Here is a 20,983-nt window from a genome sequence, read left to right as displayed (position 1 = left end):
CCGACTTCGCAGAAGTTGTCGGGGATCTGAGAAATTTGGAAAGCAACAAGTAATTTACCGAACCGGATATGATTGCTCAATTATTAGTTAAAGTTTATCGGAAAAATCTAACTTTTTGGCTAATTTTCCTCTTAGCTTGCTTTAATTTATACCCCGTAAAAGCGCAAGAGCGACAGAGACTTGAGCAAAGAATACAAAACAATATCTGCCCTAAACCAATTACAGAAAATGAGATTTCCCAAACTAATCTTACACCGCCTAGTATTTGGTGGGCTGCACAAAGATTTGGTGGGATGTTGTTAGACTTTTGGTTTACTTGTCCCGGAGAAAGACGGGTATATTTAATCGTAAATCGCCAAATTTGGAATTCACTAAATTATGTAGAAAGATACGCATTTGTAAATAATTTTGGTACTTATTCCCGCCCGGATGGATACAATGTGGAAGTATTAAATCCCCAATTAGAAAATTTAGGGGCTTATCGATGTGATTATAGTGGAAATCCCAACAATTGCAATTTGTGGGTGGAAAGTTTTGGTAATTATGCGCCGCCGCTTTTGCGATCGCCTAAACCTAAACCTTGAAACCGAATTTCCCGCCACAAATTTAAGTATTGCTGTTGCGCTTTTTCGGAAAGTGGTAAGAGAAATTCACTTCTTTGGTAAACTTCCGGCGAGGGGAAAAGTAACTTTTTGGAGCGGATACTTTTTGGTAATTCTGCCAAACTTTCGCCAGCAAAAATTGGGGAAGCAGCTTTACCAAAGCGCGAGAATAAAGCTGCTATTTCTGGTTGCCAACCAAAATCAATCCAATCCCTAGCTAAACTAAAATTATCATTAGCTTTAGCTGGACGTACCCATAAATCTGCCCACAGAGAGGTTCCCGATTGGGGAATTACTGCTCCAATCATGTTTGGGTAGCGTTGAATTATCGGTAAAATATCTGTAGACCAACCCACAGCTAACCAAGTGTCTCCCAAAATCAAGGGTTGTAAATAGGTATTATCGCTATAAAATTTTACCTGTCGATCGAGTTCCTTGAGCTCTGATTTCAACTGAGGAATTTTAGCTAATTGTGGAGTGTTGTAAGAGTTTTGGGGATTAATTTTTTTCAAGGTTAAACCGATGACTTCTCTGGGTTGATCGGGTAAAGAAATGCGATCGCGCAACTCCTCTTTCCATAAATCATTCCAATCTTGAGGCGGATTTAAACCTTCATCTTTAAATTTATCCCGACGGTAAACAATCATTGTCGTACCCCAACGATAAGGCGCACCCCAAACAAGTCCTTTTAAGTCAATATTTCCCTGAAGATTGCGGCGGACTAATCGCTGGTATTGTGGAGGTAATTGTTCCCATTGTTTCAATTGAGTGGGGTCTAAAGGTTGAATTAGCTTTTGCTCGATCGCAGATACTAACCAATAATCTCCTAAAGTGACTAAATCTGCGATCGAACTCAGTTTTTCTCTTGCGGCTAACAGAGGAAGCTTTGACCACCAATTTTGAGATTTTGGTTTTTCTTGTAAACTTGTGAACAAGCTAATTAGTTGTGCTTCTACCGTTAAATCTAATTCACCTATCTGCTTAAATTCCTGGCGAAATTCATTTAATAGTTGAGCCGGAATAGAATCTTTCAGCAGTCTAATTCTTAAACTTGCCTGTTGGGGACTACTACAACCTGTGACTAAACTGGAAATCGCTAGAGTACTAGTACCTAATAAAAAATCGCGTCGCTTCATTTAACCTTAAACTTGGGGGTTATTGTCAATAAGGATGTTTAATTGACCAGTAATTTACCTTAGCTACAAACAAAGTAACTAGTTTAATTAAGTTAACATAATTCCCTTGGGAAAATCTGGTTTTGCAGCTGGCAATAGCAACCAATGAGTAAAATTTCCCCTAACCTGAGAAACATTGCATAAGGAGTTTGCCAAAAGTTAAATGATTCATAAGCCAGTCAAATTTTAAGAGTTTATTCTGTAGGATAGAGGGATAGACTTAATATCATAGGGGTATAAGATGGATTCGATAAAAAATCAAGTTAATGGATTGAATGACAAGATAGAGACTCTCTGCCAAATGGTTGAACATTTGAATGAGAGGATGGGGGAAATTTTGTCAGAAGTCAAGCGATCGACCCCAAAAGATACGGATCAGTTTATTGGTAGAGTCGGAGAACGCCCATCTTACAGTAGTTTGACTAGAGTAGATGCTGCCTTAGCACACAAAGATATTTTGATAGATAACAGCTACTCAGACTCGAACTCAGCAAATCGGGAAAAAGAGTTAGGGCCGGAAATTCAAATTCAACGGTTGACGGCACAACTAACAGCAGCATACAACCGAATTGCTGCCTTAGAAGAACAATTACTAGCTAAAAGAGTTTATTAACAATTAGGCGGTGTAATTTTACTGATTTTGTTCTAACCGTGCTGCTAAAAGTTCGACAGCGTGGAGAAGTTGGCTATGATTCCAACCCCCATAAAGCTCAGCAGCAATACAAGCAGCACCTGCTCCGACTCCTTCTTTGACGTATCCCTGCTCATAAACTCGTAATTTTTCATAGCAAGAATTAGCAAAACTGAAGTTATTACTCAGCAAAGGAACTGAACCAACAATTTGAGCTAAACCTACTGTGTCACCTGTAGGATCTTCTGCGACCCAGCGAGTTGTACCGACGACGATTTGTTCCTGTTGCCAAGGTAAAGAAAATTCTGTGACTATAGCCTGAATTAAGGCATAAACAGCTAACATTTGGGTTCCTCCAGCGAGCATTACCCCGGAGATTCTACTAGCGGCGATCGCCATTCCCGCAACTACAATTTGCATGGGATCGCCAACAGCTGCTACTAATTGCAACGCCCCCAAAGCAGCGGGGAATTTGTCAAAATCGAGCCAACCAGATGCTTTTAGTCCCTGCTGTACCACAGCCCACTTTTGTTGATGATTACATTGCGGGTGACTACTATTAACTTTACCAACAGCAGCAAAACCGAAACCAGTGAGTACTGCTAATGCAGTAGTAGTTCCGCCAACTACGCATTCACTTAAAATTAGCCAACTTGATGGATGTAGGGTGGCTAACTTTTCTCCCCAAACTAACCCTTGATTTAGCAAACTTTTAACTATAGCTAGATCGAGGGCTTTTCCTGTAGTTAAACAATTAGCCGCTTCACCTCCTAAATCAATAGTTGGGATCGCTGGTGGTTGCAGTAAACCTGCATTAAATATATAGAGAGGCAAGGAAAGAGACTCAACCACAGCACGAGAAATTAATACTGGAGAAGCGCCTGCGTGCAATGGTGGCAAGGGATATTTTGGATTAGGTGAAGGGCCATTATATAAAAATTCTGCATCAGCTAGGGCGGTATATTTGCGATCGCAAGGAGTCGCCCCCGCCGCAGAAATTCCCGGAATTAACCCAGTTTCCGTAAATCCCAACACACAAGCAAACACAGGTTGACAACCGCGATACCTTTGCAACCAACGTTTTCCCTGTTCTTCTTGAGTGTAAATTTTAATCATAGTTTTAATCAAGGGGACTGGGAATGACAGGCAAGATGCCTGTCCTACAGGACTGGGAATGACAGGCAAGATGCCTGTCCTACAGGACTGGGGAGCTTTCGGAGATTGCGGAGTTTTTCCCTAACCCCTAACCCCTAACCCCTAACCCCGCCCTAGTCCCCAATCCCTGCAACTAATCTTCATAATCCAAAATCACCTGTACCCAATGGGGAGGTTGAGGGATGGGGTTGCCCAAGCGTTGTAGTAATATCCAGGAGGCGATATGGACGACGAATAGGTAGACTAAATTGCTGAGGAAGACCATTGCGATCGCAATCACGTTAATCAAAAATATACTTGGTTCGATTAATAATCCCAATTTGAGGAATACCCAATCTAAAAAATTTGTTACTTGAGTAATGCCATAAACCCAGAGATCTTCCCCTAAAAGCACCGAAAGCAGCCAAAATCGGAAAAAGAAACCGATGCTGCCTAAGAGTGCGCCTAAAAAAATTGATATTCCCCAATTAGTTCTGCGCCGCCAACAAGCACCCAGCAGCACACCCAACAACCCAAAGGGAATGAAAAACTGAATACTGCGAGGCGGTCCCATCAACACTGATAATAATAACCCAGAAACTAAAGCCGACATCCAAGCGGCTCTTGCTCCCCAACGCAGGTAAACTAAAGCAATGGGAACTGGGAAAAAGATTCGCAGTACTGGACCCAAAGGAAAGTAAAAATTGACTAACCAAATTAAGCTGGCAGTACTAGCTAAAAATGCCGTTTCTACCAATGCTAACGGCGCAGTTGACTGCACTTGCGTTTGCGGTAGCAAAGTAGGAGAGTTAGATTTACCAGCATTTTCATCTGCGGGATCTCTTAAAGATTCACTCATGCAAATTGCCAAAAGGTAAGCAGGTTTAAACAATCATTTTTTCCAGAGCATTTAGGTCAGGAATTCTCAGAATATCCTGATCCCGCTTAATTAAGCCTTTCTTTTCGAGCTTCGTCAATACTCTGGTGACAGTTTCTCTTGCTAGTCCACTCAAGCTACTCAATTCTCGGTGTGGGAGGTTGGGAATTTCTACGCCTTCAGTGGTTTGTTTTCCCTGCCCATCTGCCAAGAATAGTATGGTGTCGGCTACTCGTGACATACTATCAGACTCTCTTAACCGGAGTCGGCGATTGACTTGGCGCAAACGCCGCCCCATCAATTGTGCCAGACGAACTCCTGCCATTGGCTCGGAATAAATTAATTTGACAAAATCCTGAGCAGGCATATTGCCAATTATTGTGGGAGCCAAGGTGATGACATCGGTGGAACGAGGCACTTCATCAAGTGCTGCCATTTCACCAAAGATTTCTCCTTTCCCCAAAATATTCAGGGTTACTTCTTTGCCTTCTAGATTGTACGTGCGAATTTTCACCCAACCTTCGAGAATGAAGTAAACTGAACTCCCCCAGTCATTTTCTAGCAAAATTACTTGGTTTGCTGGATGATTACGGGTAACAAGGTGGGCTGTAGCTTTTTCAACGGTACCTTCTGGTAAACCTTTGAAAAAAGGCGTTGAACGGATTAGAGTATAGTTTCGGTCTTCCATCAGACCATTCTTTCACTAAGACTATGTTGAGTAAATAAACTAAAAATCAATAGGGGCTGATTAGAGTTTGGTAGGCTGATAAGTTGGCATAGTATCAGATTTAGTAGGACTGCAAATCAATGATAACTAATTGACCGCAGTATCTTGGGGGAACAGGTGTTCCTGAAGAACTATGGTGTAGTGTCTGAAACTGACACTCTCAGTACGATTGCAGCACTTTATAGAGATTATCACGAAAAACAACGAGATGGTTAGTTTTCTGGCGATCGCTCTTTGGCCTCACACTGAATATATCCTTGCAATTTTGGGAAATTTATGGTAAAGAAGAACAGTAAAAACCAAGAAATTTACCTACTGACAACTTCAGAGTGAAGTTTAAGGAATTGGTAAAAAGCTGAGTGTAGCCGCTTTCGTTCCTGGGAGACTTCTGCTTTCTTACTAGCATCTTGATTGTAACTAGTAAGTAAATTAAGATTAACAACGAGGAATTCCCGGATAGAAGCAAAGACTGAACTAACCTGTGGGGTCAATCTAAAATCTAAAATCTAAAATCTAAAATCGAATGACGTTCCAAACAGCTAAAATCCAAGCACTGATTGCTGAGATTGATGCAGTACTTAGCAAAGATAGTAAATCCCGCTTTAGTTGGTTGGTGGGGGATGGGAATGCCGATCGGCAAATGTTGGAGCGAGTTCGCCAACAGCTGCAAAAATGGCAGGAACAATTAACCATAGTACAAGCTACGGGAGCGGAAACTCAAGTGGCAGAAATCGCCAGTTACCAAATTTTGGTTGAGCAAACTGAAGCGTCAGGCGAGCGATCGCTATTATCGGAATCATTACAGACAGAAATTGCCTTATTGCAGCAACAAAGGCAAGAATTATTAAATGAAATTCGGCTGTTACAGCAACAACGCCAAGCATTAATTGAGCCAGAAGTATTAGTTTATCAACAACAATTTGTTAGAGAATTATCCCAAGAATTAATCAAAAGATTGCAGGAAACTGTCAATCAAAAATTGGCGGAAACTCTAGAGAAAATACAAGCTGTTCAGTTGCTAAATGAAGATGTAGAAACCACCTGGCAGCCGGAAACAGAATTGCCAAAACTGCAATTTATAGAATTAGAAACAACAGCAATCAATCCGCAATTGGAATTGCTTGCAGCGTCAGTCAAACCACTACCTTATGCTGGTGTGGAGTTGACAAAAGAAATTAGTAAAGCATCAGTCGAAGCACTTGCTGATAATGGTGTGGAGTTGACAACAGAAATTAGTGAAAACCAGGAAAACGCAGATTTTATCAGAGCGCAATTAAAGCAGAACGATACAATTTCTGCCTTAACAGATTTAATAGAAGATGCAGGTGAAACTACGGCATCGCCGGAAGAAGATTTGCTGACAACTGACTTAGCAGTTACTAAACCAAAAGTAGACCTTTGGTTAGGAAATAATATTGTAGAACAGTTAAATGAAGACCTGTCTGAGTTGGAAGGAGTTGAGCAACTGGAGGTTCTCCCGCCAGAAGGTGTTATAGAAAGTATTACATCTGGTACTGAGAGAATTGATTTAGATTTAAATGAAGATTTTTCTGAATTAGGAGGAGTTGAGCAACTGGAGGTTCTCCCACTAGAAGATATTATAGAAACTATTAGCGATGCTACTGATAGTATCGATTTAGATTTGGCGGCTGCTGTGGAACAAGAACAAGAAAAAATAAATGCAGCAATTCCCGAACATATTTTGGCAGAGTTTGAAGACTTATTTGGTGATTCTAATAACAGTTCTATTGCGGTAATTAATGCAGAATTAAAACCGTCAGAAACTCCAGAATTAGCAAATAACCAAGAATCTGTGGAGGCGGAAAAAAAAAACTAAAATCCAAGTCGCCTGCTCAGAAAAGACGTAAAGAGAAAGTGAAAACTGAGGCGCAGATGTTGGCTGCAAATGCAGAAAAATCTGTGAAAGAATCAGTTTCATTAAATCTGGCTCATCAAATAGAACAAAGATTAATTTCTCGTCCTACTCCTGCTTCTCTGTTGTCTTTGCGTCCTTTACCTCCTTTACCTGCTGCTGGGGCTAGCGTTTGGTATTTAGGAATGGATATTGGTACGACAGGACTTGCTGCTGTGTTGTTCAACAAGTGTACTAAAAAAGTTTATCCGATTAGTTGGTTGGTTACAGAACAGACAGATTTATCAAAAAATTGTGCTTGCTTACCAATCAATTTTGCTGGGAAAGCATTACCAAAAAACTTTAAAAGTTATTTAAACGTTGCGCTACCTTATTACTCAGAGCAAACGGGAAAATCCGAACCTGTATTTAAGTACTCAAAACCGGAAGAAAGTGAGAGTTTAGCTTTAAAACAGACAAATTATCCAGAAATTCAAGGGATTGAATTAAGGGAAATAATTTCAGAAATAACAGTGCTGTTGTCATATTTGAATCCGGGCGAAAACCGGGAAATGCCGTCCCAATCAAATAATTTGGTTAATGGTAGCTTTGCTGAAGGGTTATCAGCAGAAGATTTGACGGCGGCGATCGCAGATTTGGCGGGAATTTTTGTAAGTTGTCCGGCTAATTGTTCGGAAGCTTATCGGTTTAATATTAGAGAAGGGATTTTAGCATCTGGATTGGTGAATAATGGGGAGCAAATTTGTTTTGTGGAGGAAGCGATCGCATCCCTCTTAACAGAACTACATTTTCAGGCAACCAAGTTAACAACCACAGAAAATATTGCCGATATTACTACCAAATATAACTCAGGAAATTACCCACTTCGATGGCAGGGTGAAACTTTAATCATAAATTCTGGAGCCCATACCACAGAATTAGCACTAGTTGACTTACCAGAAAAAGTGCAATATTTAACTTACCAAGATTTTATTCTTCGCAGTTTTCCCTACGCAGGTAATCACCTCGATCAAGACATTGTTTGTCAATTACTTTTAAATGGGGAATCGGAAATCGAAAAACCCTTACCCGGTGAACCTGACTTATTAACTCGCCAGCAATTACAAATGCGCCTGTCAAGTAGCGAATGGGGAAAAACATTATTGTCAGCAGCGAGTTATTTAAAAGTAACTTTACCACAAGAAGAAAGTTTCACTTTCACTCTAGGAGAAGAAGATCGAGAAATCAGGAAACAAGATTTACAAAAGCGTGTAACTACTCGTTTTATCCAAAGCTTAAATCGAGAATTAAACACACTTTTAACCCAAGGTGGTAGTTCTGTCGAAGCAATAACCCAAATTATTTGTACAGGTAAAACTACCATGCTTCCCGGTTTAACTACTTGGTTACGCCAAAAATTTCCTAATGCTAAAGTCATCCAAGAAGCCGAAATCAAATCAACAATCAAACCAGAAAACCGGGTGGCTACAGGATTGGCTATTTTACCACTTTATGGACAACTTATAGACAATTCTCGACAGCAGTATAACGATTACTTCTTACTCTTGGAACTTTTACGTACCTTTGGTGAAACACCACTTTCCATTGGTAAAATTATCAACTTATTGGAACGTAAAGGTATTAATATTCGTGCTTGTCAACAAAGGTTATTTGCTTTTTTATCGGGTGAACTTCCCGCTGGTTTAGTTCCTACAGAATTAGATGCAGGTTTACTAACAGAAGCATCTTGGCAAAATACAGATTATCAAGCAATTAGAACCGGAAAATTGTTTTTAGATCTGGAAAATCAAACATATTCCCTAAATTCTGATTATGCCGATCATTTACGAGGTTATTTAACTGCGGTTTTAGCTCGTACTTACCAAAAATTAGAAGAACCATACACAATTTACTGGTTGGCAACCGTAGAAAAGTAAATATATAGGAAATTTATGTTACTAAAGTATTACGTAATTTCCTGCTTCATAACCGAGACATAGAAAGGCTAATACTCAATGTTTATGAGGGAAATTTGGGTGGTTTTGGCTAAAAAAGGTGCTTGTTAAGTGTTTTTACCGGAGATGATTGCAGCATTCAGGGTGCTTACAACCTCAAATTTACGCAGACAGTATATAAATTATTAGTAAATATTAAGTACTTTCACTGTGGCATTTTGCCATGATAAAGTGAGATAGATTGAATATAAGATTTAGTGACTGATGACTTGGGCTTTTTCTTTATTTAACTTAGTAAAGAAATTAATTAATATTTAGTTAAATTGACAAACTTACAACCTAGTACGACTACCGAAAATTGTGGCGAATCAACGAGGGGACAAATTTAGTAAAGAAAATCGTAATTGGCAAGCATCGATTGGTGCAAATTCTCTTAATCCTTCTCTGAAAGGAACTGATCTCCGGGGTGCGTATCTCAGAGGCGCTTACTTAAGGAAAGCCGAATTAAAAAAACTGGATTTAAGGGAAGTTTGCTTAACTTTTGCCGATTTAATTGAGGCAAATTTGAGTGAGGCTTGTCTTACTTTAGCTAATTTAAGCGAAGCTTGTCTGAACTTATCTAATTTGAGGAGAGCAGTACTCACTGAAGCTAACTTATGGAAAGCGAACTTAGTTGGTGCAGACTTGTATCAGGCAGATTTACGGAGAGCTAATTTTTGCAAAGCGAACTTAGTGGGCGCTAATTTGGAAGAAGCTAATTTATGTGGCGCTAATTTATGTGACGCAGATTTAAGTAGCACAGATTTGCGGGGAGTAAAGTTACAAAATGCTGTTTATAACTTAGCAACTCGTTACCCAGAAAGTTTTGATATCGCTAAAGTTGGGGCTTATTTAATTGGCCCGAATATGTTGTTACCACAGATTAATTTAAGTGGTGTTGCTCTGAGTGATACAGATTTGCGAGGCACAGATTTGCGAAGGGCAAATTTAAGAGAAACTAACTTGAGTAATGCTAATTTAGTTGCAGCTAATTTGAGTGGGGTAAATTTAAGTGGGGCTAATTTAACTGGCGCTGATTTACGAGAAGTGATTTTGAAAAAAGCTGTTTATACTCGGCGAACTCGTTTTCCTGATGATGTTGATCCTCTCAAGTTAGGTGCTTATTTGATTGCGCCTGATGTATCTTTAGTAGAAGTAAATTTAAGTGATGTAGACATTTGTGGTGCAGATTTGCGAGGTGCTAATTTAAGTCGTGCTAATCTAACAGGCGTAGAGATGAGGAGCGTAGACTTGAGTAAGGCAAACTTGCGACAAGCTCTGTTAGAAACAGCAAAACTCCAAGATGCAGATTTGAAAGCTGCGGATTTGACTAAAGCAAATTTGAAACAGGCTAATTTGAGTAATGCTGATTTGCGCCTTGTGAATTTGACTAAGGCAAATTTACAAGGCGCAAATTTGACAGGTGCGGATTTACGGGGGGCGGATTTGATGGGAGTGTGCTTAAGTCAGGCTAATCTAAGTAATGTGGATTTACGTAATGTAGATTTGACGAGGGCGGATTTACGAGGGGCGAATTTGAGTGGTGTAGATTTTTCCCAAGTAGATTGTATAGGGATAATTTTAGATGAGGGAAGTGCGTTGGCGTAGCCTGCTCTGTTGCATATCGCAATTCCCCACCCAGAGAAACAATTTGCCGGACATACTCTTAAGAGGCAGTGAAATTTTAAAATAGACTTAGCCACCTAGTAGAGAATGAATATTTATGAGTTCGCCAGAAATTTATAAAGGTTGGATTATTGAAGCTAGACCAGTTTTTTGCGTAGAAGTTTGGAACGCTGGTGGTAAATGCTTTATTCCCGTTCACAACGCCAAGAATGCCAAGGAAGCGCTGAAAATGGCAAAGCGTTGGATTGATATGCAAATGGAAGATGAACAGCAAAATTTAGAAATTAATGATGATATATCGCCAGATTTTGATGATGATGATATGCCGTTTTGAGGGTAGTTGGTAGTTGGTAGTTGGTAGTTGGTTTATAGAGAGTGTGATTTTTTTAGGATTGATTTTCTATTTTAGGAGATGAGCGATCGCATTCCCCAATTCAATTAGGGCGATCGCACTCAAATTACTGTTAATTTAAATGAGCGATCGCACTAACAAAAATTAGCGATACCTGAAAATAATTACCATGCAGATTCCGTGATTAAATCTAAACAAAATTAATTGCTTCGTTGTCATCCCGCCTGCGAATCAATTCGCAGGCTAATAGCTGAAGTCCACTTAAGTGGACTAAATACTAATCTTCCAGTCCATTTTAATGGACTTTTGCTATTAGCCCGGAAATTGATTTCCGGGCGGCTGTGGGCGACACACCAACTAATTAGTAAAAATTTCATTTATTCCCCTTCAGGCTAATTGTACAAATCAACAAACTCTACTCCGCTTCAATAAATCCTTTGACTGTCTCCACTGGAACACTAACAAATGGATTTTTAAATATCGCTTCTAATGCTAACTTCAATGCCTCAGTTCCACCAGCTTTTAAAGCATTCCACAACCGCGCTTTAATTGTGGGATTGCGCTTGATTTCTTGGTGAATGGCTGAAACTACAACATCTCGATCGTCAGATTGGACGATTGTTTGGTTATTTTTAGCTAGTTGTTCTAGCAATTAAAGCGTTTATCAAAGCCGAAACCGCCGCTTCATTGCCGATATTTCCTAATACTTGAGCCGCACTCCAACGAAGATCTGAGTCTTCATAATTTAAAGCGTTTATCAAAGCCGAAACCGTCGCTTCATTGCCGATTTTTTCTAATGCTTTAGCCGCATTCCAACGAAGATCTGAGTCTTCATAATTTAAAGCGTTTATCAAAGCCGAAACCGCCGCTTCATTAAGTGGGAGAATTAACTAGAAGCAGATTCACCTTCTTTGGGTTTTACTTCCAAGCGAAAACCCATTTCATTTAATAGGGCTACTAAAGTATAAATTTCGGAATTTTCATGGCTTAATAACATCTGGCTGAGGTTTTGATAGTGCAGTTTAGCTTCTTCAGATAAATTGTTCATCTTTTGATGTGCTGCAACTACATTTCCCATTGCCAAATTTAATAATTTTGGATCTCCTTCTTCCAATGTCACTTCGATATACATCGCCGATTCTTCAGGATCTTTTAGAGATGAAATTAAGTAGTCGTAATAGCTATCACTCGCTGGGGTCTTTACGTTTTTCATAATCTCTCCAATACTCCTTAGCTTTGCTAATATCTTGCTCTTGAGTGCTTTTATCTCCACCACAGAGGATAAGCACAATTGTTAACCCGATTTGTCCAAAATAAACTCGATAGCCAGGGCCATAATCTATTCTAAGTTCAAAAACGCCTTCTCCTACCGATCGGTAATCTCCCAAATTACCTTGACTAACTCGGTCAAGTCTAGATTTAATAGTAGTTCTGGCTCTTCTATCCCGCATGGAATCAAGCCATTCGGTAAAAGGAACTCTCCCATCTGGAGTAACGTAACGTTGAATCTCCCTTGGTTGTACTTCCATTGTTTATTCTAATTGGTTGGCACTCTGATTTTATAGGCGGATGGATACTAACAATGGATTTTAATACCTTGCGGTTTGTGATACTTAATGATAATTGTGCAAGATATCTGTTGATACTCTCCTAAAACAAATGACTCTAATTTTGACTAACGACGACGGCATCGATGCACCTGGGATTCAAGCATTACAAAAAGCAGTTAATGGCAAAGGAATAATTGTTGCCCCAAAAGACCATTTATCAGGTTGTGGGCATCAAGTTACTACTACTCGCCCGATAAAAGTTTTGCGCCGTTCCGAAACAGAATTTGCCATTGGTGGCACTCCTGCTGATTGTACAAGAATTGCTTTAAGTCACCTTTTTCCTAATCCTAAATGGGTGCTTTCAGGAATTAACGCAGGGGGCAATTTAGGGGTTGATGTTTATATTTCGGGAACTGTCGCCGCTGTTAGGGAAGCAGCAATATTGGGAATTCCCGGAATTGCGGTTTCTCACTATCGCAAAAGTAAGCTAAATGTTGATTGGGATACGGCGGCGAGATGGACGGCGAAAGTATTAGCTGATTTGTTCGATCGACCTTTAGAACCTGGGAGTTTTTGGAATGTCAATTTACCCCATTTATTACCCGGAGAACCTGACCCAGAAGTTGTATTTTGTGAGCCTTGTAAAGGTCGTTTACCTATTAATTATCGCCTGGAAAATGATGATTTTTATTATCATGGGAAGTATGCCGATCGCGATCGCACTCCCAACACCGATGTCGATGTCTGCTTCTCCGGGAAAATCGCCGTCACTCAACTAAGGTTGTAAAATAACTAAAGTTTGTTGAAAAAGCAAAGTCAATCAGAAGTAAAATCAGATAGTTGACAATTGGGAACGAGACAAAATGCGAATCTTAATCATGGGCGGGACTCGGTTTATCGGAGTCTATTTAACTAAAATTTTGGTCGAACAAGGTCACGAAGTTATATTATTTAATCGAGGCAATAAACCCGCACCAGTGGAAGGTATAGGAGAAATTCATGGCGATCGCACTGACGCTGACAGAATCAAAGAAAAATTAGCTGACGAAAGCTTTGATGCTATCTTTGACAACAATGGGCGGGAACTTAGCGATACTCAAGTTTTAGCGGATATTTTTCACGGCAAAGTTAAACATTTTGTCTATATGAGTTCGGCGGGAGTTTATCTGAAAACCGATCAATTACCTCACATTGAAGGGGATGCGATCGATCCGAAAAGTCGCCACAAAGGAAAGTTTGAAACCGAAGCTTATTTGCAAGAAAAAGGATTACCTTTTACCTCCATTCGTCCCACTTATATTTATGGCCCACAGAATTATAATGATGTGGAAGCATGGTTTTTCGATCGCATAGTGCGCGATCGACCCATCCCCATTCCCGGTAACGGATTACATATTACCCAACTCGGTCATTGCAAAGATTTAGCAAATGCAATGGCAGCAGTTTTAGGCAATGAAAAAGCGATCGGGCAAGTGTATAATATATCTGGTGAACGTTACGTTACCTTTGATGGATTAGCCCGCGCTTGTGCAATTGCCGCCGGAAAATCACCCGATTCTTTGCAAATTGTTCATTACGATCCGAAAAAATTTGACTTTGGCAAACGTAAAGGTTTCCCATTACGATTACAACACTTTTTCGCCTCAATTAATAAAGCAATGACTGAACTGAATTGGAAACCAGAGTATGATTTAATTTCTGGGTTAAAAGATTCATTTGAAAATGACTTTCTCGCCTCTGGAAGGGATAAATCTGAGATTGATTTTTCAGTAGATGATGAGATATTGAAAGCCTAAAAATGTAGAGACGTTGTATACAACGTCTCTACATTTTTACAGGATATAAAAAGTTGGGGACAAATGCTCGATCCCCCCTAACCCCCCTTAGCAAGGGGGGAACTCGATCCCCCCTAACCCCCCTTAGCAAGGGGGGAACTCGATCCCCCCTAACCCCCCTTAGCAAGGGGGGAACAAGAAACTGGTTTAAGTCGCCCTTTTTTAAGTCGCCTTTTTTTAAGTCCCCCTTTTTAAGGGGGATTTAGGGGGATCTCCAATTTAAGGAACAAAAGAGGTTGAATGATATTCTTTAAATAAAGAGTTTTGTAACTAACAGGAAAATCATGGGATTGAATATCAAAGTTGGCGCTGTAGGAGCATCTATGTTGCTGGGAATAACTGCGATCGCACCAGCTACCATCATCCTCACAACTCCCCAGACTGTAGAAGCAGCAGTCGCCACAGGACGCGGAACATTAGCTATAGGTAGTCGTCCGGCACAGACAATCAATCGGGTCACAGTAGATACAATAGCTGATAACACTGCAAAGCTGCAACTGAGAGCTAGTAACGGGAATCAAATTAACTTTGGTGGAAAATGGGAAAATGGCCCCCAAAATCAGCTATTAGTCACCTTAACTAACTCTGGTAATGCAGATGCTTCAGGAATCATAGTAGTGACTTATCGCAATGGTCAACTTCAGTCGATTTTTGGTGGTGGAAAACTAGACGGTCAACCGTTCACGATCGACTTTAGACGTTAAAAATTACAACTAAAAAACTTGGTTTCTGCGGATATTTTTAGCCAGAGAACTGGTAAGTCCAAGAAACTAGGTTTTTCTGCAAATATTAAATTTTTATGTAAAATTCTACTGAGAAAAATCATTGCTAGTTGGATTTTGTGGCAGAACATAGATAATTCCTGAAATCAAGGTGAGAACAACCGAAATCCAAAAAGCAATTAGAGAATATACTTGCCAAGCTGTGGGTAAAGGTGCGATCAGAAGGGCGATCGCCAAAATTTGACTGACAGTTTTTAGTTTACCCCAAATATTAGCCCCAGAAATTTTAGTTTGATTAACGCGCCAACCTGCGATCGCTAACTCTCTCCCCAGAATTAAAAACACACCCCAAGCAGGTATTTGACCTAATTCGATCAGCGCTAATAATGGCCCTAATACCAGCAGCTTATCGACTAAAGGATCGAGAAACTTTCCCAGATCTGTAACTTGGTTAAGTTTTCTTGCTAAATAGCCATCCAGCCAATCTGTACCAGCAGCTATAAGAAAGATTACCAAACATATCCAACGACTTGAAGTACTTGGATAATGTAAAGCATAGAGTATAAAGGGCAACCCCAAAAGACGAGACAGAGTGATCCAGGTCGGAATAGTCATATATTGGTTAATAGGAGATTCTTCGCTTTAAGTAGAACAGTGAGGAGACAAAACAGTGGAGGAGTATAAAACATGAACCGCAATAATTATAGGAAACATCTGACCACCATATCTGTAAACATCCAAAAAACTTAAAGAAAAATAACTATGCAAAACCGTTGGGCAGATCAAAAACTGAAAACTTGTGAAGCATCATTAATCTGTTTAGAAGCAGCTTGGAAACAATATCAACAAGCTACCAGAGGTATTAAGGAAGCAATAGCTGATGGAATGCCGATCGCTGTATTAGAACAAACATATCCCTTAAATTGGGAAAAAGTTTGGCAAGCAATTCGACATAACAAATCCTGGGGGCAAAAATCATATCAATTATTGAAATGGTTGCACCAAGGAGAAGTAATTAAGGAACACTTAATCCAAATTGAATTACTCATGGCTGATTACCGATTACAATTACATAACTCCGGCAAAAAAGCCACTGAATTTTGGGAGGGATACGCTGAAGGGAAAGTTCTTTGCCGTACTCCTTGCGAAGAATCACCAAAAATTAATGCTTATCCCACACCTTATCAAAAAGGAGTGCTCTTGGGTTGGCGTTATGCCATAGTCAAGCATGAAATTCAAACCAGACTTTATTGTTGCCGGAAAACTACAGCTGATTTGTTTACTTGGGGTTAAAATTTGAATTCAAACAAACAAGGGGAAAATACGATTTCTATTTCTCATCAAAAACGCGCCTACTCATTAGATGCGTTGCGCGGATTCGCGGTTTTAACAATGGTGCTATCGGGGACAATTTCTTACCGAATATTACCCGCTTGGATGTATCACGCCCAAGAACCCCCACCAACTCACACTTATAATCCCAATTTGCCCGGTTTAACCTGGGTTGATTTAGTTTTTCCTTTGTTTTTATTTGCGATGGGTGCATCTATTCCCTTAGCCCTTTCTCATCGGATTAAATCAGGAATAACTAACCAAATTAAGGTAATTCTTTATATTCTCAAAAGAGGGTTTTTTTTGGGTGCATTCGCTATATTTTTAGAGCATTTTCGACCAGGTAAAATCGCTGATAATTCATTCCCAAACAAATGGTTAATTGCTGTAATTGGATTTGTTATCTTATTTTTCATGTTTGTTCGCTTGCCAAGTAGCTTACGAAAAATTCCCCAACCAGCAACTACAATTGGCGCTTGGATCTTAGCAGTTATTATTATTTCTGGAATCCGCTATACTAATGGCATAGGTTTTTCTTTGGCACGCAGCGATATTATTTTAATTGTTCTGACAAATACGGCTGTTTTTGGTTCAATAATTTGGTTATTTACTAGATTTAATTTCAAATTGCGAGTGGGAATACTCGGCTTATTATTTGCCCTCCGCTTATCTTCCACTGTTGCTAAAACTTGGACGGCTGCATTGTGGGCATATTCTCCTGTACCTTGGTTATTTAAATTTCATTATTTATCTTATTTGTTTATCGTAATTCCCGGAACTATTGCCGGAGATTTAATATTGAATTGGCTCAAAAAACCTAATTTAGATAATGATTTTAATAGAAAACAGAATTATAAATTGTTAGCAATTATATTAGGGTTGTTAGCTAATATTTTAATCTTACTTATCGGGTTGCAAGGTAGATGGGTATGGCAAACAACATTAGTTAGTGCAGCTATTTCCTGTTTAGCTGGTTTTCTATTCGTTAACCCAAAAAATGAAACTGAAATTTTAATGCAAAAATTGTATTATTGGGGAGTTTATTGGTTGGCGTTGGGTTTACTTTTTGAACCTTACCAAGGGGGAATTAAGAAAGATACAGCTACTTACAGTTACTTCTTTTTAACTACAGGAATCGCCTTTTTTGTGTTGATTATTTTTACGATATTAATAGATGTTTTGCAATGGCAAAAACCCCTACATTTGTTGATTGACAACGGACAAAACCCGATGATTGGTTATGTAGGATTTGCGAATTTAGTTTGGCCGATTTTTATTGCATTGGGAATTGAAAGATTTGTAATTGCCAATGTGCAAACTCCTCTGCATGGGTTTCTCAAAGGAGTTTTTTACACTTTGACTGTTGGCTATATTGTCAGTTTATTTACTAGGTTGAAACTGTTTTGGCGAACATAGGGAAAATTACCAACTTAGGGCAGTTTTTAACTGTACTAAAGTAGCAGCTTCTTTTTGACCAAAAATAATCGGATACAAGCCCTGATGACCCCTGACTCCGAGAATATGGGCATAAGCGAAGCATTAACAGGACTTACACAGTGACGCTATCAGGTGGTGGGATGGTGCGTTACTACGGATAAAGGCTTTGCGTAAGTCCTAATTAAAAGTCTGTATAGTGGCTAAAAATCTCTGAACTTTACACAAATTTTTGCCAATTGCGTTAAATTAAGAAATGTAAAGACTTTCATTAAAAAGCAAAGTTAGGAATTTATGGGAATATTCGGATTTGGCAAAAAACTGAGCTTACCTACTCCAGATCAAGCATTACCAGGACGTGAGGAAGCAATTGCTGTACCTGCGCGTCATTTTGTTAATGGGAATCCTCTAAAACCGCCCTTTCCAGAGGGAATGGAAAAGGCAATATTTGGCATGGGTTGTTTTTGGGGCGCAGAACGCAAATTTTGGCAACAAGAAGGCGTATTTAGCACAGCAGTTGGTTATGCAGCTGGTATAACTCCTAACCCAACTTATCAAGAAGTTTGCACTGGAATGACGGGACATAATGAAGTTGTTTTAGTGGTTTTTGACCCCAAAGTAATTAGTTACGAATCACTTCTGAAAGTTTTTTGGGAAAGTCACGATCCGACTCAAGGAATGCGTCAAGGTAACGATGTTGGAACTCAGTATCGTTCAGGAATTTATGTTTATTCCGAAACCCAAAAGCAAATAGCAGAAGCTGCAAAAGCAGCTTATCAAAAAGCGCTGAATGCTTCTGGTTATGGAGAAATTTCCACTGAAATTCTTGATGCACCAGAATTTTATTATGCTGAAGCTTATCACCAACAGTATCTCGCTAAAAATCCTGGTGGGTATTGTGGTTTAGGCGGGACAAAAGTTTGTTTCCCAGAAACAACAACAGCTTAAAAGTTAACTAGAGGGGAAAGGATGGGATTATTCCTTTTCCCTGTTTCTAACTCGGTTAGGGTTAAATTTTATAGTTTTGGAGAAAATGGAACTGAGTGATGGGAGAATAAGTCTAAATCTGTAAGTAATTTTTATTGTAAGAAGGACTGAAAATGAAAACGATCGGTTCGGTTTTGGCGATCGCCCTAAGTACCACAGCCTTAATTGGTAGCATAACTGCGATCGCGCAAACTCCCACTACAACAAGTTTGTTTTCCAGCGTCAGTGGTGTTGTCACCTATCGAGAAAGAATAGCTTTACCACCAGATGCCTTAGTGATTGTACAATTAAAAGACGTAACGAAAAAAGATGCTCCCCCAGTTGCGATCGGTCAACAAATAATTCCTACTCAACGTCGCCAAGTTCCCTTTCCCTTTGAAATTGTCTATAACCAAGACAGGATTAACCCAAAAAACACATATACGATTCAAGCAAGAATTATTGTTGATAATCGAGTGCGTTTCATTAATACAACTTCCTATCCGGTGATTACTAACGGCAATCCTAACAAAGTCGAAATAGTAGTAAATTCAGTGGGAACTTCTCCCCAACCAAAAAGTGTATTCTCCCGATTTGAACCATTAAATAAACCCCAATAATTTTGGGGAGGATTCATGGTTAATTAGGAGAAATAAATTTTTCTATTAACCATGAATCATGTAACAGAATTAACTGCGAGAAACTGCCGCAATAACTAAAGCAGCAATAAAGGGAATCAGGATTGGTATAATCACAATCAATCCCCATTTGCCAAAACGAATTTCTTCACCTTCAGACTTGAGAAGTGCGATCCAAGCAGCCGTGCCCATAATTGCCCAAATAACACCAAACGCCAGAAAAATTACAAACGTTGAATCTTCCATTTCCGAAAACTTTTAGTAAAACTACTACTTAAATTAGAGCGATTGACACTCTCCCGGTACAGCGTAGCTTACCGGGAGATTCTTGTTTCTTAGAACAACGCTTTTTAGTGCTAGCACCAACGAGTCTGACTTGCTCTCCACAAGCTTGAAATTCCGTTTGCCCAACGGTATTTGCTGACAGGATATTAATGCCTTCTGACCGCAAAATTAAAGTCAACGACTCTCTCACGAGAGCCGTTGCTCTCCAAAACCGTACTTGATACTTTTCGCATCATACGGCTCCTCAGTGAAATAGTGTTTGTCACACAAACGTCATTACCAGCATATCGTTAACCCATTTAATTTCTGAGTTAACTGGCGGCTTTGGCTTGACACTTTTACAGTCAGATTTGTTGCCTGAACTACCATCAAAGATAGTTTTCGTATCGTGACAATGCCGATGAAGAAGTTGCCAATTTTTATATTCATCCTTTCCACCTTTCGATTTTGGGATAATGTGGTCTATTTCAATTACATCTTCATCTTTGAAGAACAATCCGCAGTGGGTACACTTTCCTTTTTGTCGCTTCAACAGGGTTGAGATTCTGTTTGGCATTTCGGGATGTTCACCCATTCTGGAACTCCAATAAACTAGGTTTCCGTCGTATGGTGACGCTTCGCCTTTGACTTTTACATAGCGTTTAATTATTGTGGAACTATGTTTTAGTAACCGAAGAGGATTGGTTCCTTCTTGCCTGGTTGCGAATACCCAGTTATCACCGCCAATGGTTTGAAAGTATCGTTGGACATTCCACTTTTTGCCCTTGTTCCGATGACGGTGTTTTGCCCATTTAAGTAATTTCCAGATTACTAGGTGGTCAAGTTTCTCAAACACCTTTTGACTGACTACTGTTGAGTAGTAATTGCTCCATCCTCTTATAATTGGGTTTAAGCTTTTTATGAGAGCAGCTTGGTTTACCCCTCTGTGTTTATCAATTACTTCTGCTACCTCTTTGTAGTGTCGTTTCTGGCTTTCCTTGCTTGGGGTGATGATTGTTTTAAAACCTAGCAGTTTCCCTTTGACTCGTCCACTGGTATATTTTCCAGTGGGGTGTTGTCTAATGTTGTACCCTAAGAAGTTAAAACCCGGTTTTTCGGATTCATATTCTTTCAGGGTATGAGCTAATCGGGTTTTGCTTGGCTTTAATTCCAAACCCATGCCTTTTAACCATTCGGAGATTATCTCTTTACATCTTTGGACAATGGTTATGTCTTCGTGGAGGATAACGAAGTCATCGGCGTAACGAATCA

Annotated in this window: 26 protein-coding genes; 13 read left to right on the top strand and 13 right to left on the bottom strand. The window is 39.6% G+C overall.

Features of this window, described 5'->3' with window-relative positions:
- Positions 1–68 precede the first annotated feature (68 nt).
- On the top strand, positions 69–584 hold the full coding sequence (locus tag ACE1CC_RS03065; protein ID WP_413269005.1) for a hypothetical protein: 516 nt from the start codon (positions 69–71) through the stop codon (positions 582–584).
- Here the strand turns inward: ACE1CC_RS03065 and ACE1CC_RS03060 are convergent.
- Positions 542–1,738, bottom strand: a complete 1,197-nt coding sequence (locus tag ACE1CC_RS03060) for an extracellular solute-binding protein (protein WP_413269004.1) — start codon at positions 1,736–1,738, stop codon at positions 542–544. The two genes, ACE1CC_RS03065 and ACE1CC_RS03060, sit on opposite strands and share 43 nt — an antisense overlap.
- Positions 1,739–2,018: 280 nt before the next feature.
- Between ACE1CC_RS03060 and ACE1CC_RS03055 the strand changes: the two genes are divergently transcribed.
- Positions 2,019–2,390 carry a hypothetical protein gene (locus ACE1CC_RS03055; RefSeq protein ID WP_413269003.1) on the top strand — a complete coding sequence of 124 codons (372 nt, stop codon included), beginning with the start codon at positions 2,019–2,021 and terminating at the stop codon, positions 2,388–2,390.
- Positions 2,391–2,408: 18 nt separating this feature from the next.
- On the opposite strand, the gene cobT is transcribed toward ACE1CC_RS03055, so the two are convergent.
- From cobT to ACE1CC_RS03040, 3 genes are all read right to left on the bottom strand, one after another.
- The gene (gene cobT / locus ACE1CC_RS03050) at positions 2,409–3,524 is read right to left on the bottom strand and encodes a nicotinate mononucleotide-dependent phosphoribosyltransferase CobT (protein WP_413269002.1); all 1,116 of its coding nucleotides are present in this window, start codon (positions 3,522–3,524) and stop codon (positions 2,409–2,411) included.
- 172 nt (positions 3,525–3,696) lie between these two features.
- Positions 3,697–4,401: a DUF2232 domain-containing protein gene (locus tag ACE1CC_RS03045; protein WP_413269001.1), complete on the bottom strand. Its 705-nt coding sequence runs from the start codon at positions 4,399–4,401 to the stop codon at positions 3,697–3,699.
- A gap of 25 nt (positions 4,402–4,426) precedes the next feature.
- Positions 4,427–5,107, bottom strand: a complete 681-nt coding sequence (locus ACE1CC_RS03040; protein ID WP_413269000.1) for a Crp/Fnr family transcriptional regulator — start codon at positions 5,105–5,107, stop codon at positions 4,427–4,429.
- 562 nt (positions 5,108–5,669) lie between these two features.
- Between ACE1CC_RS03040 and ACE1CC_RS03035 the strand changes: the two genes are divergently transcribed.
- From ACE1CC_RS03035 to ACE1CC_RS03020, 4 genes are all read left to right on the top strand, one after another.
- On the top strand, positions 5,670–6,983 hold the full coding sequence (locus ACE1CC_RS03035; RefSeq protein WP_413268999.1) for a hypothetical protein: 1,314 nt from the start codon (positions 5,670–5,672) through the stop codon (positions 6,981–6,983).
- Positions 6,984–7,039: 56 nt separating this feature from the next.
- A complete protein-coding gene (locus ACE1CC_RS03030) occupies positions 7,040–8,935 on the top strand; it encodes a hypothetical protein (protein WP_413268998.1) in 1,896 nt (631 codons plus the stop codon).
- 378 nt (positions 8,936–9,313) lie between these two features.
- On the top strand, positions 9,314–10,600 hold the full coding sequence (locus tag ACE1CC_RS03025) for a pentapeptide repeat-containing protein (protein ID WP_413268997.1): 1,287 nt from the start codon (positions 9,314–9,316) through the stop codon (positions 10,598–10,600).
- Positions 10,601–10,715: 115 nt separating this feature from the next.
- The gene (locus ACE1CC_RS03020) at positions 10,716–10,952 is read left to right on the top strand and encodes a hypothetical protein (RefSeq protein WP_413266820.1); all 237 of its coding nucleotides are present in this window, start codon (positions 10,716–10,718) and stop codon (positions 10,950–10,952) included.
- A gap of 233 nt (positions 10,953–11,185) precedes the next feature.
- Here ACE1CC_RS03020 and ACE1CC_RS03015 read toward each other — a convergent pair whose 3' ends face one another.
- Genes ACE1CC_RS03015 through ACE1CC_RS02995 form a run of 5 tightly spaced genes read right to left on the bottom strand, consistent with a single transcriptional unit; the run spans position 11,186 to position 12,499 of the window.
- Positions 11,186–11,347: a hypothetical protein gene (locus ACE1CC_RS03015; protein ID WP_413268996.1), complete on the bottom strand. Its 162-nt coding sequence runs from the start codon at positions 11,345–11,347 to the stop codon at positions 11,186–11,188.
- Positions 11,348–11,385: 38 nt separating this feature from the next.
- Positions 11,386–11,622, bottom strand: coding sequence for a hypothetical protein (locus ACE1CC_RS03010; RefSeq protein WP_413268995.1), 237 nt, complete (start codon positions 11,620–11,622; stop codon positions 11,386–11,388).
- Entirely contained in the window at positions 11,603–11,824 is a 222-nt protein-coding gene (locus ACE1CC_RS03005) for a HEAT repeat domain-containing protein (RefSeq protein ID WP_413268994.1), read from the bottom strand. Before ACE1CC_RS03005 ends, ACE1CC_RS03010 begins: the two co-directional genes overlap by 20 nt.
- A 32-nt stretch (positions 11,825–11,856) precedes the next feature.
- Entirely contained in the window at positions 11,857–12,183 is a 327-nt protein-coding gene (locus tag ACE1CC_RS03000; RefSeq protein ID WP_413268993.1) for a helix-turn-helix domain-containing transcriptional regulator, read from the bottom strand.
- Positions 12,155–12,499: a type II toxin-antitoxin system RelE/ParE family toxin gene (locus ACE1CC_RS02995; protein ID WP_413268992.1), complete on the bottom strand. Its 345-nt coding sequence runs from the start codon at positions 12,497–12,499 to the stop codon at positions 12,155–12,157. The genes ACE1CC_RS03000 and ACE1CC_RS02995 overlap by 29 nt, the downstream gene beginning before the upstream one ends.
- Positions 12,500–12,629: 130 nt before the next feature.
- On the opposite strand from ACE1CC_RS02995, the gene surE reads away from it, so the two are divergent.
- The 3 genes from surE to ACE1CC_RS02980 all read left to right on the top strand — a co-directional run bounded on the left by surE (position 12,630) and on the right by ACE1CC_RS02980 (position 15,059).
- Positions 12,630–13,307, top strand: a complete 678-nt coding sequence (gene surE / locus ACE1CC_RS02990; RefSeq protein WP_413268991.1) for a 5'/3'-nucleotidase SurE — start codon at positions 12,630–12,632, stop codon at positions 13,305–13,307.
- Between the two features lie 76 nt (positions 13,308–13,383).
- Positions 13,384–14,316 (top strand): NAD-dependent epimerase/dehydratase family protein, encoded by a 933-nt coding sequence (locus tag ACE1CC_RS02985; RefSeq protein WP_413268990.1) that lies wholly within the window; start codon positions 13,384–13,386, stop codon positions 14,314–14,316.
- Between the two features lie 323 nt (positions 14,317–14,639).
- Positions 14,640–15,059, top strand: a complete 420-nt coding sequence (locus ACE1CC_RS02980; protein ID WP_413268989.1) for a hypothetical protein — start codon at positions 14,640–14,642, stop codon at positions 15,057–15,059.
- Between the two features lie 105 nt (positions 15,060–15,164).
- Here ACE1CC_RS02980 and pgsA read toward each other — a convergent pair whose 3' ends face one another.
- On the bottom strand, positions 15,165–15,692 hold the full coding sequence (pgsA, locus tag ACE1CC_RS02975; RefSeq protein ID WP_413268988.1) for a CDP-diacylglycerol--glycerol-3-phosphate 3-phosphatidyltransferase: 528 nt from the start codon (positions 15,690–15,692) through the stop codon (positions 15,165–15,167).
- A 147-nt stretch (positions 15,693–15,839) separates the two neighbouring features.
- On the opposite strand from pgsA, the gene ACE1CC_RS02970 reads away from it, so the two are divergent.
- The 4 genes from ACE1CC_RS02970 to ACE1CC_RS02955 all read left to right on the top strand — a co-directional run bounded on the left by ACE1CC_RS02970 (position 15,840) and on the right by ACE1CC_RS02955 (position 19,429).
- Complete coding sequence (locus ACE1CC_RS02970) at positions 15,840–16,370, top strand: hypothetical protein (RefSeq protein WP_413268987.1); 531 nt, start codon at positions 15,840–15,842, stop codon at positions 16,368–16,370.
- A 3-nt stretch (positions 16,371–16,373) separates the two neighbouring features.
- The gene (locus tag ACE1CC_RS02965; protein WP_413268986.1) at positions 16,374–17,825 is read left to right on the top strand and encodes a DUF5009 domain-containing protein; all 1,452 of its coding nucleotides are present in this window, start codon (positions 16,374–16,376) and stop codon (positions 17,823–17,825) included.
- Positions 17,826–18,137: 312 nt separating this feature from the next.
- Positions 18,138–18,791, top strand: a complete 654-nt coding sequence (gene msrA / locus ACE1CC_RS02960) for a peptide-methionine (S)-S-oxide reductase MsrA (RefSeq protein ID WP_413268985.1) — start codon at positions 18,138–18,140, stop codon at positions 18,789–18,791.
- A 152-nt stretch (positions 18,792–18,943) separates the two neighbouring features.
- Positions 18,944–19,429, top strand: a complete 486-nt coding sequence (locus tag ACE1CC_RS02955; RefSeq protein ID WP_413268984.1) for a YbaY family lipoprotein — start codon at positions 18,944–18,946, stop codon at positions 19,427–19,429.
- A gap of 69 nt (positions 19,430–19,498) precedes the next feature.
- Here the strand turns inward: ACE1CC_RS02955 and ACE1CC_RS02950 are convergent, their stop codons facing one another.
- From ACE1CC_RS02950 to ACE1CC_RS02940, 3 genes are all read right to left on the bottom strand, one after another.
- Entirely contained in the window at positions 19,499–19,693 is a 195-nt protein-coding gene (locus ACE1CC_RS02950; protein ID WP_413268983.1) for a hypothetical protein, read from the bottom strand.
- Positions 19,694–19,721: 28 nt separating this feature from the next.
- Positions 19,722–19,922, bottom strand: a complete 201-nt coding sequence (locus ACE1CC_RS02945) for a hypothetical protein (protein WP_413268982.1) — start codon at positions 19,920–19,922, stop codon at positions 19,722–19,724.
- A 72-nt stretch (positions 19,923–19,994) separates the two neighbouring features.
- The coding region (locus ACE1CC_RS02940) for a group II intron reverse transcriptase (protein WP_413268981.1) at positions 19,995–20,983 on the bottom strand (989 nt) is incomplete at its 5' end.

This window comes from Floridaenema aerugineum BLCC-F46 (assembly GCF_041929345.1).
GTDB classification, from domain to species: Bacteria; Cyanobacteriota; Cyanobacteriia; order Cyanobacteriales; family Aerosakkonemataceae; genus Floridanema; species Floridanema aerugineum.
This window is presented reverse-complemented; position numbering and strand designations above follow the sequence as displayed.